This is a genomic window from Paraburkholderia terrae, assembly GCF_002902925.1.
GTDB classification, from domain to species: Bacteria; Pseudomonadota; Gammaproteobacteria; order Burkholderiales; family Burkholderiaceae; genus Paraburkholderia; species Paraburkholderia terrae.
The window spans coordinates 178,381-193,161 of sequence record NZ_CP026114.1 but is presented as its reverse complement, the minus strand read 5'-3'; the positions used below and the strand labels follow the sequence as shown (position 1 = coordinate 193,161).

At 63.7% G+C, this 14,781-nt stretch carries 14 protein-coding genes and 1 pseudogene; all 15 read left to right on the top strand.

Features of this window, described 5'->3' with window-relative positions; translation table 11 throughout:
- Window positions 1–172 precede the first annotated feature (172 nt).
- The 15 genes and pseudogenes from C2L65_RS46910 to C2L65_RS42585 all read left to right on the top strand — a co-directional run bounded on the left by C2L65_RS46910 (window position 173) and on the right by C2L65_RS42585 (window position 14,720).
- Window positions 173–580 carry a hypothetical protein gene (locus C2L65_RS46910; RefSeq protein WP_042316411.1) on the top strand — a complete coding sequence of 136 codons (408 nt, stop codon included), beginning with the start codon at window positions 173–175 and terminating at the stop codon, window positions 578–580.
- A gap of 270 nt (window positions 581–850) precedes the next feature.
- Window positions 851–1,399 (top strand): 2,4'-dihydroxyacetophenone dioxygenase family protein, encoded by a 549-nt coding sequence (locus tag C2L65_RS42650; protein WP_042315992.1) that lies wholly within the window; start codon window positions 851–853, stop codon window positions 1,397–1,399.
- 23 nt (window positions 1,400–1,422) lie between these two features.
- Window positions 1,423–2,670 (top strand): CaiB/BaiF CoA transferase family protein, encoded by a 1,248-nt coding sequence (locus C2L65_RS42645; RefSeq protein WP_042317212.1) that lies wholly within the window; start codon window positions 1,423–1,425, stop codon window positions 2,668–2,670.
- Complete coding sequence (locus C2L65_RS42640; RefSeq protein WP_042317209.1) at window positions 2,667–3,431, top strand: enoyl-CoA hydratase-related protein; 765 nt, start codon at window positions 2,667–2,669, stop codon at window positions 3,429–3,431. The genes C2L65_RS42645 and C2L65_RS42640 overlap by 4 nt, the downstream gene beginning before the upstream one ends.
- Window positions 3,416–5,224 carry an acyclic terpene utilization AtuA family protein gene (locus tag C2L65_RS42635; protein WP_042317207.1) on the top strand — a complete coding sequence of 603 codons (1,809 nt, stop codon included), beginning with the start codon at window positions 3,416–3,418 and terminating at the stop codon, window positions 5,222–5,224. Before C2L65_RS42640 ends, C2L65_RS42635 begins: the two co-directional genes overlap by 16 nt.
- Window positions 5,225–5,648: 424 nt before the next feature.
- Window positions 5,649–6,458, top strand: coding sequence for an SDR family NAD(P)-dependent oxidoreductase (locus C2L65_RS42630; protein WP_042317205.1), 810 nt, complete (start codon window positions 5,649–5,651; stop codon window positions 6,456–6,458).
- A gap of 200 nt (window positions 6,459–6,658) precedes the next feature.
- Complete coding sequence (locus C2L65_RS42625; protein WP_042317204.1) at window positions 6,659–7,153, top strand: YbhB/YbcL family Raf kinase inhibitor-like protein; 495 nt, start codon at window positions 6,659–6,661, stop codon at window positions 7,151–7,153.
- A gap of 734 nt (window positions 7,154–7,887) precedes the next feature.
- On the top strand, window positions 7,888–8,661 hold the full coding sequence (locus C2L65_RS42620; protein WP_103254680.1) for a cupin domain-containing protein: 774 nt from the start codon (window positions 7,888–7,890) through the stop codon (window positions 8,659–8,661).
- Window positions 8,658–9,206 carry a 2,4'-dihydroxyacetophenone dioxygenase family protein gene (locus C2L65_RS42615; RefSeq protein WP_042315992.1) on the top strand — a complete coding sequence of 183 codons (549 nt, stop codon included), beginning with the start codon at window positions 8,658–8,660 and terminating at the stop codon, window positions 9,204–9,206. Before C2L65_RS42620 ends, C2L65_RS42615 begins: the two co-directional genes overlap by 4 nt.
- A 12-nt stretch (window positions 9,207–9,218) precedes the next feature.
- Window positions 9,219–9,550, top strand: a pseudogene (locus C2L65_RS42610) (DNA polymerase Y family protein); the annotation flags it as partial.
- 268 nt (window positions 9,551–9,818) lie between these two features.
- Window positions 9,819–10,283, top strand: a complete 465-nt coding sequence (locus C2L65_RS42605; RefSeq protein ID WP_042315959.1) for a MaoC family dehydratase — start codon at window positions 9,819–9,821, stop codon at window positions 10,281–10,283.
- Window positions 10,284–10,331: 48 nt separating this feature from the next.
- Window positions 10,332–12,038: an alpha/beta fold hydrolase gene (locus C2L65_RS42600; RefSeq protein WP_081921524.1), complete on the top strand. Its 1,707-nt coding sequence runs from the start codon at window positions 10,332–10,334 to the stop codon at window positions 12,036–12,038.
- A gap of 65 nt (window positions 12,039–12,103) precedes the next feature.
- Entirely contained in the window at window positions 12,104–12,529 is a 426-nt protein-coding gene (locus C2L65_RS42595; protein ID WP_042315963.1) for a phasin family protein, read from the top strand.
- A gap of 71 nt (window positions 12,530–12,600) precedes the next feature.
- On the top strand, window positions 12,601–13,434 hold the full coding sequence (gene phaZ, locus C2L65_RS42590) for a poly(3-hydroxyalkanoate) depolymerase (protein WP_042315966.1): 834 nt from the start codon (window positions 12,601–12,603) through the stop codon (window positions 13,432–13,434).
- Window positions 13,431–14,720, top strand: a complete 1,290-nt coding sequence (locus C2L65_RS42585; protein ID WP_233446763.1) for a DUF445 domain-containing protein — start codon at window positions 13,431–13,433, stop codon at window positions 14,718–14,720. The genes phaZ and C2L65_RS42585 overlap by 4 nt, the downstream gene beginning before the upstream one ends.
- Window positions 14,721–14,781 lie beyond the last annotated feature (61 nt).

Here is a 14,781-nt window from a genome sequence, read left to right as displayed (position 1 = left end):
GTGAGGCGCATCCCGGGGGGGATCGCTGTGGACCGCGAGGGCAACGCCTACTTCGTCACGGTGGTGGCGAACAAACCCAGGATGATGCCGACACTGGGCAGGCGCCTGCCCAGTGGGTCGAACACAAGGAGCGTTCCCTCGCGGTCTGGCGTTCAACAACAAGAATACGGCCTTGTTCGTCACCAATACGGCGAACGACACCATTGTCAAGATACCGGTGACCGGCTCGACGCTCGAGCCCGTCACGCCTGAGTCTTCGTCAATCAACCGGATCGGCGGCGGGCCTGATGGTCTGAAAATCGACGAGCACGACAACCTCTGGATCGCGTGCAATCAATCCAATGCAAGCCGACGCAGGGCCGTGATCGCCAAGCTCGGCGATGGCGGCGGCATCGATCGCGATTGGGCACCCATCGGCTTTCTCTGGTCGAACAGCCTGATATTCCACGGTGACGACGTGCTTGTCACCGACCTGTCGCTCGATATAGAGACAGCCATTTCGCAGCTGACGGGTTTGGCCTGGCGCATCTCGTGGTCCGGGTTCTGCGGACCATCGGTGGACCGTGGGCTCGCAAGGTAAAGGTCCACACGATCTCGGAAATCAAGAAGCGAATACCGGCTTGACAAGGCGTTTCCTTTGCGCCTAATCTTCTAACATTGGACATTTAGATTTTACTGCTCACTGAGGCCCTACGATCACGGAACCCGATGGCGCTCCGGCCGCCGCCCGCTCATGGCAAGGTGCACCGTTCCCCTCATCGACCACGAGACCCTGGCGCGCGTTGGGCTTCCTTATCAAAGAGCGGCTTCCATCCACTGCTTTACATCCGCTAACAACAGGAGACAACACATGAACGCAAGAACTCTCGCGCAGCCCACCACGTCCACCGGCGCCCCGCTGCCGCTGCCCGCCCTGCCCCAGGACAAGCTCCTGACCGTCAACATCGAGCAGATCCCGCTGATCAGGGATGTCTTTCCGGGCATCCACATCAAGCCGCTGCGCCTGGACCTGGAGCGCGGCGAGTGGGTCTTCATGGCCATCGTGGAACCCGGTCGCTCCCTGCCGATTCACTACCACACCGGTACGGCGCAGGTGTGGACGATCCAGGGCTGCTGGATGTATCGCGAGTACCCCGACCAGCCGCAGACGGCGGGCTCCTACCTGTACGAGCCCGGCGGCTCGGTGCACACCTTCTACACCCCCGAGGACAACACCGAGGACACCATCACCATCGCCTGGATCGAAGGCGCGCAAGTCAGCTTCAACGAGGACGGCACGTTCCACTCGCTCAATGACGCGGTCTCGATCCGGTACGCGATCGAGGCCCTCGCGGCGGCGCGCGACATCGGACCGGTGCCCTACATCCGCGGCAATGGCGCCGACGTGGCCGGTGCCTGACCCGAAAGAGGAGCACGGACAGAATGGAAAACGACTCCAACCAAGGCGGGCCGCTCGCGGGCCTGCGCATCATCGACATCACCGAAGTCGTCATGGGACCTTCGGCCACGCAGATGCTGGCCGACCTGGGGGCCGATGTGATCAAGGTGGAACCGCCCGGCGGCGACATGCTGCGCGTCGTCGGGCCTGGCGGGCGCTCGGGTGCCGGCCCGCTGTTCCTCAATGTGAACCGCAACAAGCGCAGCATCGTGCTGGACCTGAAGCGCCCGGCCGGCAAGGAAGCGCTGCTGAAGCTGGCGCAGACGGCCGACGCGCTGGTCTACAACGTCCGACCGCAGGCGATGAAGCGCCTCGGGCTGGATTACGAGGCGGTGCGGCAGATGAACGCGCGCATCATCTATGTCGGCACCTTCGGCTTCAGCCAGCGCGGCCGCTATGCGGACTTGCGCGCCTTCGACGACCTGATCCAGGCGGCAGTCGCCATCCCCGAGGCCAGCGTACGGGCCGGTTCCGACGTGCCGCGCTATGCCCCGCTCAACCTCTCGGACCGGGCGACGGGCCTGTACGCCTTCGGCGTGATCTGCGCGGCGCTGCTCGCGCGCGAACGCACCGGCCGCGGGCAGGCGGTCGACGTGCCGATGTTCGAGACGACCGCGCAGATGATGCTGGGCGACCATCTGTACGGCCACACGTTCGTCCCGCCGCGCGGCGGCTTCGGCTATCCGCGGCTGCTCAACCCGCAGCGCAGGCCGTACGCCACGCAGGACGGCCTGGTGTGCCTCGTTGTCTACACCGACGAACAGTGGAAGGCCTTCATGCGCGCGGTCGGCGAGGCTGAGCGGTTCGAGAGCGACCCGCGGTTTGCCGATGGTGAATCGCGCACGCAGCATGTCGAGGCGCTGTACCAGATCCTCTCCGACCAGCTGAAAACGAAGACCACGCAGCAATGGCGCGAGCTGCTGGAGCCGCTCGGCATCCCGCTGTTGCCGGCGCACACCTTCGAGTCGCTGATGGACGATCCGCACCTGCGGGACATCGGGTTCTTCCAGCAGCTCGACCATCCCACCGAGGGCGTTCTGCGCACCATGGCCGTGCCGAGCGAGTGGCCGCAGACGCCGTTGCCGCCGCTGCGCCCGCCGCCGCTGCTGGGCGAGCACAGCGCGCAAGTGCTGGGCGAGGCGGGCTACTCCCCGGAGCAGATTCGCCAGATGGTCGAGACTGGCGTGACGCAAGTGACGACGGCACCGGGCGAAGTGGAGGTTGCAACATGAACAACGTTGTCAATGCCAGCCGGCAGAACGCCCGGCTGGTGCTCACCATCGACCGCCCGGAGCGCAGAAATGCCCTCAATGCGGAAGTGATCGGCGCCTTGCAGCAAGCCTTGGAAGGCGTGAAGGCAGACGAGACGATCGGCGCCGTGGTGCTCACGGGCGCCGGGGACGAGGCGTTCTGCGCCGGCGCTGACCTGGGCGCAGATGCCTTCGCGTTCGACTACGCCACGCCGACCAGCGCCTATGCCGATCTGCTGCGCACGGCGCGCACGCTCGACGTACCGCTCGTCGCGCGGGTCAACGGCGCCTGCATGGCCGGCGGCATGGGCCTGCTCGCGATGTGCGATCTCGCCATCGCCACCCCGCGCGCGATCTTCGGCCTGCCCGAGGCGAAAGTCGGCGTCTTTCCGATGCAGGTGCTCGCCGTGCTGCAGGCCCAGGTGCCGCAGCGCTGGCTCGCGCAAATGTGCCTGACGGGCGAGCCGATCGACGCCGCGCGGGCCCGCGACATCGGCTTGGTCAACGAGGTGGCGGACGACCTCGACGGCGCACTTGAGCGCCTGCTGTCGCGCCTGCTTTCCAATTCGCCCACCGCGCTGCGGCGCGGCCTGTATGCGATGAAGGCGATGCGTTCGATGTCCTTTGAGGAGGCGATCGCATTCGCCGAAGGGCAGATCGGCCTGCTGGCGATGACGCAGGACGCGCGCGAGGGCCTGGCCGCATACAAGGACAAGAGGAAACCGCAATGGACCGGAAAGTGAAGCCGCAAGCCGCGGAAAAGGTAGTGCGCATCGGTGGCGCCTCGGGCTTCTGGGGCGATAGCAGCGTCGGGCCGGTGCAACTGGTGCGCACGGGCGGCATCGACTACCTGGTGTTCGACTATCTCGCCGAGCTGACGATGTCAATCCTCGCGGGCGCGCGCATGAAACGGCCGGAGGAAGGCTACGCGACCGACTTCGTCACCGTTGCGCTGCGCTCAGTGCTCAAGCAGGCCCGCGAGCAGGGCATCCGCATCGTCAGCAACGCCGGCGGCGTGAATCCGAAGGGCTGCGCCGCGGCGGTGCAGGCCCTGGCCGACGAGCTCGGCGTGAAGGTGCGCATCGCGATCGTCGAAGGCGACGACGTGCTGCCGCTCGCTGCCGCGATGCGGGCGGCCGGCACGTTGGAAATGTCCAGCGGCGAGCCAATGCCGGAACGGCTGGTGACAGCCAATGCCTACCTCGGCGCGCTGCCGATCGCGCGGGCGCTGGCCGCAGGCGCCGACATCGTCATCACTGGCCGCTGCGTCGACAGTGCGGTCACCCTCGGCGTGCTGATGCACGAGTTTGGCTGGGCGGCCGACGACTTCGACCGGCTCGCCGCGGGTAGCCTCGCCGGCCACATCATCGAATGCGGCTGCCAGGCGACGGGCGGGTTGCACACCGACTGGGCCAACGTGCCCGACTGGGCCAATATCGGCTATCCGATCGTTGAGTGCTGCGAAGACGGCAGCTTCGTCGTCGCCAAGCCGCCGGAAACCGGCGGGCTCGTCACGCCGGCGACGGTCGGGGAGCAACTTGTGTACGAGATAGGCGATCCGGCCAACTACCTGCTGCCGGATGTGGTGTGCGACTTCCGTCAGGTGCGCATGGAACAGGCCGGGCCGGATCGCGTGCTCGTGAGCGGCGCACGCGGCCGCCCGCCGACCGGTACGTACAAGGTGAGCTCCACCGTGCCCGCCGGCTTCAAGGCGTCGGCGCAGCTCACCATCGTCGGCATCGATGCCCCCGCCAAGGCGAAGCGCACCGGCGAGGCGCTGCTCGAGCGCGGCCGCCGGTTGCTGCGCGAGAGCGGGTTCGCGGATTTCATGGCCACCCATATCGAGCTGCTCGGCACGGAGTCGGCTTACGGACCGAACGCCCGGTCCTTGCCGACGCGCGAAGTCGTGCTGCGCCTGACCGCGACGCATGCCGACCGGCGAGCGCTGGAGAGGTTTAGCCGCGAGTTCGCCGCACCCGGCACCTCCTGGTCGCCGGGCACGACGGGCGCAGGTGGCCGCCCCTCGGTGGCGCCTGTATTGCGGCAGTTTGCCTTTCTCATTTCGAAGGAGCAAGTGACGCCGACGGTCACACTGGGCGAAGAGACGTTTACCGCGACGCTGCCGCCGCTGCGCCCGCAGGTCGCGCCGGAACCGCTCGCCCCCTCGGAGAGCACGCTGCCCGGCGGCCCGCGCAAGACCGTGCCGCTCGTGCAGATCGCGTTCGGGCGCAGCGGCGACAAGGGCGACACGTCCAACATCGGCCTGATCGCGCGCCATCCAGCGCTGCTGCCGGTACTGAAGGACCAGGTGACGCCTGAGCGCGTGAAGCAGTACCTCGGCCACCTGATGCAGGGGTCGGCCCACCGGTACGAGCTGCCCGGCATCAATGCCATCAACCTCGTGTGCGAGCGGGCGCTGGGCGGCGGCGGCATGGCTTCGCTGCGGAACGATCCGCTCGGCAAGGGCATGGCGCAGATGCTGCTCGACATGCCGGTCGAGGTGCCCGAGAGCCTGCTGCAGGAACTGCCGTCGTGAACTTCGATTTCTCCGACGACCAGCTCGCGATTCCCGACGCCGTCGAGGCGATCTGCGCCGACTTCGGCGCGGACTACTGGCTAGCGCGACGGGCGCTGGCCCGGGGAGGCCTGCGAGGCCGTCGCGCGCGATGGCTGGTTCGGCGGATTCGGCTTCGCGCAGAAGTACCACGTCGAGCGCGGCCTGTGCGAACGCATGCTGCCTCTGCTCGCGCCGGTAGCGCAGGAGCTCGCGCGGTGCTACGTCGCCGAGCAGGCGCTCGGACTGCCGGTCGTATTGATCGGCGCAGCGCCAGGGCAACGCAACCGGGTCGCGGCAGAGCCACGCCTTGCGCCACCAGCCGGAACAAACAGTGGTGATCGACCACCCCCCGGAGCTTGGGAAAGTGCGACATGAGAATGAACACCGCCAGGAGGAGAGTTTCATGAAGAGGTTTGAGGGTAAGGTCGTGATCGTGGTCGGCGCCGCAGGCAAAGACAACATGGGGCAGTGCATTGCCCGACGCTTCGCCGGCGACGGCGCCAGCGTGGTTGTGGCTGGACGACACGCGGAGCCGTTGGCTCAATTGGCCAGCGAAATCGGAGGCGCCAGCCGGCTTTGCGATTTCACGCGCAAGGAAGATATCGATGCGCTCGTCGCCTTCGCGCGCGAGCGCTACGGCCGCGTCGATGTCGGCATCAACGCCACGGGCTGGGGACTTCTGCGCCCGTTCGAAGACACGAGTGAGGAAGAGCTGCAGGCGATCATGGATCTCCAGTTCAGGGCGCCGTTTCAGTTCATGCAGGCGCTCGTGAAAGCCATGAGGAAAAATTCGACGCCGGGGGGCTCGATCATCATGATCTCATCGGCGACCGCGACGATCATGCTTGAGAACCATGCCGCCTATATGGGGACCAAGGCTGGCACCGACCACGTCGTGCGCTGTGTGGCCAACGAGTTCGGCCAATCCGGAATTCGCGCCAATTCGATCTCTCCTGGCATCACCCGCACGCCGATGTCGGGTGACGCCCTGAACATCCCCGAAATATTGCAGGCCTTCGAGGCCTGCTATCCGCTCGGCCGCATTGGCACTGTGGACGACGTTGCCGAAGCGGCCCTGTGGTTGGCAAGCGACGCGTGCTTCATGACGGGACAGGACCTGCAGGTCAGTGGCGGCCTGACGCTACGCCGGAATCCGACAATTACGGAAATGGGCGCTGCCTATGCCCGGGCCACGGCGCACCTGTCCGCATGATGTGACTCGCAAAGGGCTCTTGGCCGAAGAGGGGCGATCGTGCCATCGCGATGCCGGTTCCGATAAATAAGACGCGTGAGGATGCGCAAGGAACGGGGTGAAGATGAAAACGAACGCGTGCGACAGGCGATGAGATGCATGTCAGTGGCGGAGGCATTTCCGTCGGCCAGAGTTCTCTAAATCAAGTGAAAGGAAATGGCATGAGCAACTTCACATTAACATCGCCTGAATTCAAGGATCAGAATCCGTTGCAACTGGTGCATGAGTTCGATGGCTACGACGGCACCGGCCAGAACCGTTCGCCCACGCTGCAATGGCAGGGCGCGCCAGAAGGCACCAAGAGTTTCGCGCTGACGCTGTACGACCCGGACGCGCCCACCGGCAGCGGCTTCTGGCACTGGATCCTGTTCGACATCGATTCGTCCATCACCCAGCTCGCCGCAGGCCTGGGCTCCGCCGACGGCACTGACCTGGGCGCCAGCGGCACTCAGGCCGCCAACGACTATGGCGCCATCGGCTACGGCGGTCCCTGCCCGCCCAAGGGCTTGCCCTTGCACCGCTACATCTTCACCGTGCACGCGCTGGGCATGCCCAAGCTTGGGTTGCCGGCCAACGCCACCAACGCTGTGGTGCGCTTCTTCATTTACCAGAACACGCTCGCCACGGCTACCCTGACCGGCCTCTACCAACGCTAAGGGTGTGCGTTGCTGCGACGGTTTTAACGGCTCGTCAGCCTCATGGCCGGAGGCAGGTTTTGAGAGAAGAAAGAGAGCAAGAGAGAGTCGAATCCGGCCTGTTCGGGCGTTGCCCCCCGCCACCGGCGACTTCGACCTTGGCGATCAACTATCCGTTTGCCGCGCCAACGACGCTTGCCTTCGAGATACTCAAAGTCCGGCACGGCACTCCGGTGCCCCAAGAACTGCTTGGGCTAGCCGACCGGCCGGCCGACGAACACGTGTGCGTACGCAAGCTGCACACCTATTCCGGCGCGCCGTTCTACTACGCTGGATTTACGTGCCCGCCCCCGGTCTTCGAGACGCTGCCCGGGGATACCGCCAGGAATAGGAAGCTCCTCGCCGCGGTGCTCAAAGAACCAGGAAATCATCCATCAGGGACAAAACCGTCCCATTAGACTGTTTCCGCGCGTCTCCTTCCGCATGCGTCTCGTTGTCGGGAAGACATGGTCTTATGCCGTTTGTGAGGCGTTTTTGTCCTTTCAAGCTCGTGGCTCATCCAGAATCAGTGTACTTGACGAACCTCCTCGTCCATGCCTACACTGTGTTTAACATTCTAATTATAGACATTTTGAGTTTGGAGACTGCATGCACATGAGCAACTTTTTCCTCCTGCTGGCCGCCAGAACGGGGCAGCCCGTCATCGTCGGCAACCGTCCCGGCGCTTCCGGCCTCACTGCAGGGAGCCAGCCGGAATGAGGACCATCCCCACCGTGATCCGGGCGGCAGACCTAGCCGCCTACTCGCCGGCCAACCACACCGGCACCTCCAACGTGCGCGTGATCGGCCCCGAGACTGTCGGCGCGACGGCGCTTGAAGTGCTGGTCGGCACGATCGTGAAATCGCACGGCGCGCGGCCGCACGCGCATCCCCACCTGGAGCAATGCGCCTACATGATCGAGGGAACCGGCGAGTCGGGGGCGGAGGGCCGCGTGGAAGCGATGGAGCCCGGGACCTGGGCCTACGTGCCGGCGGGCGTGTTCCATTCGTTTCGCGTGACCAGCGATCAGCCCGGGCGTGTGCTGGTCGTCTATACGCCGCCATATGGCGAGAACCCGGCGCACACGATCACGGAACCCGACGACGCTGCCGCCGCCGCGCCCGCTCACGGCAAGGTGCGCGTGCTTGCCGCCGGCGACGCGGCCAGCGGCACGGTGCCCCTCATCGATCGCGAGACCGCTGGCGCGCGCTGGGTCGACATTGCGGCGCTGCGCATGCCTGCCGGCAGCGCATCGGACTGCACCACGGAGGCTGACGCCGAGCAGGTTCTCTACGTTGAAGACGGACGGATCGACGCACGTGTCGACGGGCAGGACTTCGGTCTCGCCCCGGGCGACTTCCTGTTTCTTCCGCGCGGGGCCGCCACCTCCCTGCGCTGTTTGCCGGAGCAGCCTGCGTCCGGCTTCCTTATCAAAGGGCGGCTTCCATCCACTGCTTTACATCCACTAACAACAGGAGACAACACATGAACGCAAGAACTCTCGCGCAGCCCACCACGTCCACCGGCGCCCCGCTGCCGCTGCCCGCCCTGCCCCAGGACAAGCTCCTGACCGTCAACATCGAGCAGATCCCGCTGATCAGGGATGTCTTTCCGGGCATCCACATCAAGCCGCTGCGCCTGGACCTGGAGCGCGGCGAGTGGGTCTTCATGGCCATCGTGGAACCCGGTCGCTCCCTGCCGATTCACTACCACACCGGTACGGCGCAGGTGTGGACGATCCAGGGCTGCTGGATGTATCGCGAGTACCCCGACCAGCCGCAGACGGCGGGCTCCTACCTGTACGAGCCCGGCGGCTCGGTGCACACCTTCTACACCCCCGAGGACAACACCGAGGACACCATCACCATCGCCTGGATCGAAGGCGCGCAAGTCAGCTTCAACGAGGACGGCACGTTCCACTCGCTCAATGACGCGGTCTCGATCCGGTACGCGATCGAGGCCCTCGCGGCGGCGCGCGACATCGGACCGGTGCCCTACATCCGCGGCAATGGCGCCGACGTGGCCGGTGCCTGACCCGAAAGAGGATTCACGACGCAGATCGAAGATCGCGGCATCGACGAGATCTACATTGATCTCACGGACGTGGCGCGTAACCCGCGCCACGTTGCATCGAACATCAAGCAGACGGTACGCGACGCAACCAGACTGTCCTGTTCGATCTGCGTCGCGCCGAACAAGTGCTCGCGAAAGTCGGCTCCGAATTCGACAAGCCGGACGGGCTGACGCTTCTGACGCACGTAGACGTCCCGGTACGGATATGGTCCGTACCCCTGCGCAAGGTCAACGGGATCGGTCCGAAGGCGACCGAACGGCTCGCTGCGCTCGGCATCGCGACGGTCGGCGAACTACCTGCCGCCGCCGGGCCCGCCTCCGTCAGCGTCGTGGTGACGCCTTTCCTGGGCAACACCAGCGCCACCGGACGTTCGCCCCACCCGAAATGCGTCTGCAGCAATGAGGTCAGAAAGCACGTCTTCACGTTCAGCGAAAAAGACAGATCTCGAAGTACGCAGTGCCGCAGATCGTCAAGCTCGTCGAGGTTCTGGAAAAAACGAGCGTTGGCAAGAGATGAACAAGAAGCGTTGTGTGAACTGTTTATCTGACCGGTGAAATGGAGGAGGCAACAGGATGAGCATCGTGGGATATAGCGTAGCCACGCTTGACGAGTTCGTTGGCCAGGAGTTGGGCGTGTCGGATTGGGTCACCGTCGGTCAGGCGCGCATCGACGCCTTCGCGAAATGCACGGGCGACAAACAATGGATTCACGTAGACGTGGAGCGTGCGGCACGCGAGAGCCCGTTCGGCGGCACCATTGCCCACGGTTATCTGACGCTTTCGTTGCTTGCCTCTCTGGCCATGGAAGTCGGTCTCATTCCCGCGGACGCGTCAGCGGGTTTGAACTACGGGCTGGACAAGGTGCGCTTCATCATGCCGGTGAGAGCGGGCGCCCGGGTGCGAAGCCGGATTGTGTTGATCGATGTCGAGAGGAAGGGCGGGGGCCGCGTCATCGTGAAGACTTCAAACGAGTTGCAGATCGAGGGTGAGGACAAGCCAGCACTGATCGCAGAGACACTGGCGTTGCTGGTGGCATGACGGGAGCAGAAATTGACGAAGTCAGGGAAAACCGCTCAGGAGAGTAAAATGGCAACAGTCACAGCGCCCCCATTGCAAGACGGCGAGCGCCAGGATTTCGCCGATCGTGCGACGGGCGGCGTGTCCGGCCTTAACCCGTTCGTCGGACTGCGTCTCTGCGATATTCTCGCCACGGCCCAGCAGATCGGCGCGCAAGCGATGCGGCATCCGGCGCTAGTGCTTGAGCAGGAAGCGGTGTTGACGCGCGACCTGGTATCGATAATCAGTGGCAGTGCCGCACCTTCGCCGCCTCAGGGCGACAAACGCTTCGCTGATGCCACCTGGCGCGACAATTCACTGTACCGCAGCACACTGCAGAGCTACCTTGCCGTCCGTAACGCGCTGACGGGCTTTGTCGATCGTTCGGCGCTCGACGAAAAGAGCAAGGAGCGCGCACAGTTCGTGCTGTCGCTCGTCACGGACGCAATGGCGCCGACGAACACCCTGCTCGGCAATCCGGCCGCAATCAAGAAGATCGTCGATTCGGGAGGCACAAGCCTGGTTACCGGCCTGAGAAATATCCTGACGGATACGCTCACCAACCGCGGCATGCCTGCTCAGGTCGACAAGGCCGCGTTTGAAGTCGGCAAGAACCTGGCCACCTCACCTGGCGCGGTGGTGTTTCGCAACGAGGTGCTCGAACTCATTCAGTACGCATCGGCGACCCCGAACGTCTATGCGCGTCCGCAGCTGATTGTGCCGCCGCAGATCAACAAGTTCTACATTTTCGATCTGTCCAAGGGCAAAAGCCTTGTCGACTATCTGGTGAAGCACGAATTCCAGGTGTTCGTCGTGAGCTGGCGCAACCCCACGTTGGCGCAGCGCAACTGGGACATGGACACCTATGTCGCCGCGCTGCTCGAGGCCATCGCAGCAATACGCGACATCACTGGCAGCGCGGACGTGAACCTGCATGGCGCCTGCTCCGGCGGGATGACGATTTCTGCGTTGCTTGGTCACCTGGAAAGCCGTGGCGAAAACGTGGTCCATGCCGCGACGCTGATGGTGGCCGTGCTCGACAGTATGGCCGACTCTCAAATGGGTCTCTTTGTCACACCCGAAGTTGTCGCGGCGGCCAAACAGAACAGCACGGCGAGAGGCGTGCTGGCGGGCGAGGAAATGGGGCGTGTGTTCGCATGGATGAGACCCAATGATCTCGTATGGAACTACTGGGTCAACAACTACCTGTTGGGCAATGCCCCGCCGGCCTTCGACATTCTTTACTGGAACAACGACGCCACCCGATTGCCGGCCCGGTTCCACGGTCAGTTGCTCGACATTTTCTCGCAAAACCTGTTCAGCAGGCCGCGTGCGCTCACCATCCTGGGTACGCCCATTGACCTCTCGGAGGTGAAGTGCGAAAAGTACATCGTGGCCGGCGTCACCGATCACATCACGCCATGGAAGGGCGTGTATAACACGGCGCGCGCGTTCGGCGGCAAGACGCGTTTCGTGCTGAGCTCAAGCGGCCACATCCAGAGCCTGATCAATCCTCCGGGCAATCCGAAGGCGAAGTTCTACCTCAATGCTGAATTGCCTGCGAGTGCCGACGAATGGCTCGCTACAGCCAAACCGGAAGCAGACACATGGTGGAGCGACTGGCGACATTGGCTCGGCGAGCGTTCCGGCGAACGCCGGCCTGCGCCAGAAACGCCAGGCAACGAACGGCATCCGCCGGTTGCCGACGCACCCGGCACCTACGTCGCTGAAATGTGACGCCCGGCATCAGGTGGGGCTGAACACGATGACTTTTATTAACCCAACCCCTTCGGAGAGTTGACATGGAATCAAGCCATACTAGGAGCCTCTTTGCCGACTTCACCCGGCTCATCGGCCAGTTCAAGCTTCCCGGCTTAGACCTCGCCGCCATGCTGGAGCGGCGGCGTAAGGACATCGAGGCGTTCGCGGCGATCAACGCGACCACGCTCGCGGGCTTGCAGTCGCTCGGTCAAAAGCAGGCGGACATGCTGGGCACGACGATGAGCGGCCTCCAATCGTTGGTCACTACGAAACCGGATACGTCGGTACGCAAACCTCTTGCAAACACGGGTGAACTGGTTCAACGGGCGTTGCACAGGGCCTTGTCGAACGCGCAGGAAGTGTCGAGTACGGTCTATACGACGCAGTCCGACAGCTATGCGATCGTCAGCAAGCGCGTCGCGGAGAACGTCGAAGATCTGAAGGCGCTTCTGAAACCAGGTAAGTAACGCGGTCGCAATACGAACGGGCGCCGACGCTCCGCGCGGCGCCTCGCACCGCAGCCACCCGGATAAGAGAAATGCCAAATTACCCTGAGTCTGTCTGCAACATGCACATCCAGACAGTCGATCTGGACGGTCAGACGCTGCGTGTCGGCATCCGGCGCGGCAGCGACGATTACCCGCCCTTGCTCATCTTCAACGGCGTTGGCGCGAATCTCGAACTGGTCGAGCCGTTTGTCTCTGCCCTGGAAGATGTGAGCGTCATCATCTTTGACATCCCCGGCGTCGGCGGATCGCCGGTCCCGCGCGTGCCGTATCGCTTCTCGACGCTCTCGGTGCTCACCGACAGGCTGTTGTCGAAGCTGGGCTATGAAGGGCCCGTCGACGTGCTCGGCGTATCGTGGGGCGGCGCGCTCGCGCAGCAATTCGCACATCTGTATCCCGGGCGTTGCCGCAAACTGATCCTCGCGGCGACCTCACCAGGCGTCGTCATGGTCCCGGCCAGGGTATCGGTGCTTGCGAAGCTCATCGGCCCGCGCCGCTACACGGACCCGACATACCTTGAGGAGATCGGTGCCGAGATATATGGGGGAGCATACCGACGTGACCCGGCGTTGCTGAAGGAGCATAGCCGTCATATCCGCGCACCGCGGGGTCGTGGATACCTCTATCAATTGCTGGCTGCCTGGGGCTGGAGCAGTTTGCCCTGGCTCGGCAGCCTGCGCCAGGCAACGCTGATCATGCACGGAAACGATGACCCGATCGTGCCCTTGGCGAATGCGAAAATTCTCGCGGCCCGCATTCGCCATGCGACGTTATATGTCATCGACGACGGCCATCTTTTCCTCGTCGCGCGCGCAAAGGAAGTTGCTCCCGTGGTGCGAAAGTTCATCCGACAGGAGACGAGTTGAGTTGCCTCACCGACGATGACGAAAGCCTGCACACCGGAGCATCCGATGCTCGGGGGATCCTGAAAGAGGCTCGTTTGAAGCGCATGCGGCGAACAGCGACGTGCCTGCTGGGCGCCATGATGGTGCTGCTGCTTGTGAGTGTCGTCTTTCAGGCAGACTATCCCTGGCTGACATGGCTGCGAGCGTTTGCGGAGGCTGGCGCGATCGGCGCGATAGCGGACTGGTACGCCGTGGTCGCGTTGTTCCGACGTCCGCTTGGTCTACCCATCCCGCACACGGCGATTATCGGGCGGAACCAGCAGCGGATTGCTGAGAGTCTGGGCAGCTTCGTCGAGGAGAATTTCCTGACACCGGAAGTCGTCATCGACAGGTTGAGCGGCCACAACACAGCCAAAGCGCTGGCGGAGTGGCTTGTCAAGCCGGCAAACAGCCGGGCGATCGCAGACGTGGTTGCCGACTCGCTTCCTGGTTTGCTTGACGGGATCAACGACGCGGACTTCGCGCGATTTCTCGATCGCCTCGTGGTCCCGCAACTGCGCACGCTCGATGTGTCGCGCGTCGCGGGCAATATCCTGAAGGTCGTGACCGACGGCAATCGGCATCAGCCCCTGCTGGATCATGGACTTGAGACGCTGGAGCTTTGGCTGACGAACAACGCTGGCATGCTCAAGGCGAAGTTCAGTGCGGTGTCGCGTTACACGCCTGCGCAGCTTGACGCCTACATCGTCAACAAATTCGTCGAAGGCATCATTGCGCTACTTCATGAGGTCGTCGCGAATCAGGACCATGAGCTTCGTCGCCAGTTCGACGAGGCGATTCAGCATCTGATTATGCAACTTCAGACATCCAGCATCCATCGCCGTATTGGTAAGACGTTGATGCGCGACTGTCTTCGGCATTTCAGGAATGGGCGTTATTCCCATGTGCTGCTGGAGCATATCCGAATACGCGTGACAGCCGACGCCTATCGCGAGCATTCAATGGTTCGAAGTGTGACAAACGGCGCGCTGGTTTCGTTCGGCGCGAGCATGAGGCGCTCGCCTGCGCTTCAGCAGAAGTTGAATGTGTGGTGGCTGAATCTCGCGCACACGCTCGTGGTGCGCTATCGGCGCCAGATTTCGGCGCTCGTCACCGGCGTCGTGAAAGGCTGGAATGCCAAGGAAGCCAGTCGGAAGATTGAAGCAGAGATTGGCCGCGACCTGCAGTACATCCGTATCAACGGGACATTCGTAGGGGGGATCGTCGGGGTTTTGCTTCATGCAGCCACGCTGCTTGTGAGCATGTGAAGCGAGCGCATGGCGCAGCCGCTGGAACGGAAGACGCAATCTTTATAACTTCGCGTCGTGT

Bases quoted from the DNA above. Each gene is read 5' to 3' on its own strand.
- C2L65_RS42650 (WP_042315992.1), top strand. From the start codon at position 851: ATGAACGCAAGAACTCTCGCGCAGCCCACCACGTCCACCGGCGCCCCG.
- C2L65_RS42645 (WP_042317212.1), top strand. From the start codon at position 1,423: ATGGAAAACGACTCCAACCAAGGCGGGCCGCTCGCGGGCCTGCGCATC.
- C2L65_RS42640 (WP_042317209.1), top strand. From the start codon at position 2,667: ATGAACAACGTTGTCAATGCCAGCCGGCAGAACGCCCGGCTGGTGCTC.
- C2L65_RS42635 (WP_042317207.1), top strand. From the start codon at position 3,416: ATGGACCGGAAAGTGAAGCCGCAAGCCGCGGAAAAGGTAGTGCGCATC.
- C2L65_RS42630 (WP_042317205.1), top strand. From the start codon at position 5,649: ATGAAGAGGTTTGAGGGTAAGGTCGTGATCGTGGTCGGCGCCGCAGGC.
- C2L65_RS42625 (WP_042317204.1), top strand. From the start codon at position 6,659: ATGAGCAACTTCACATTAACATCGCCTGAATTCAAGGATCAGAATCCG.
- C2L65_RS42620 (WP_103254680.1), top strand. From the start codon at position 7,888: ATGAGGACCATCCCCACCGTGATCCGGGCGGCAGACCTAGCCGCCTAC.
- C2L65_RS42615 (WP_042315992.1), top strand. From the start codon at position 8,658: ATGAACGCAAGAACTCTCGCGCAGCCCACCACGTCCACCGGCGCCCCG.
- C2L65_RS42605 (WP_042315959.1), top strand. From the start codon at position 9,819: ATGAGCATCGTGGGATATAGCGTAGCCACGCTTGACGAGTTCGTTGGC.
- C2L65_RS42600 (WP_081921524.1), top strand. From the start codon at position 10,332: ATGGCAACAGTCACAGCGCCCCCATTGCAAGACGGCGAGCGCCAGGAT.
- C2L65_RS42595 (WP_042315963.1), top strand. From the start codon at position 12,104: ATGGAATCAAGCCATACTAGGAGCCTCTTTGCCGACTTCACCCGGCTC.
- phaZ (WP_042315966.1), top strand. From the start codon at position 12,601: ATGCCAAATTACCCTGAGTCTGTCTGCAACATGCACATCCAGACAGTC.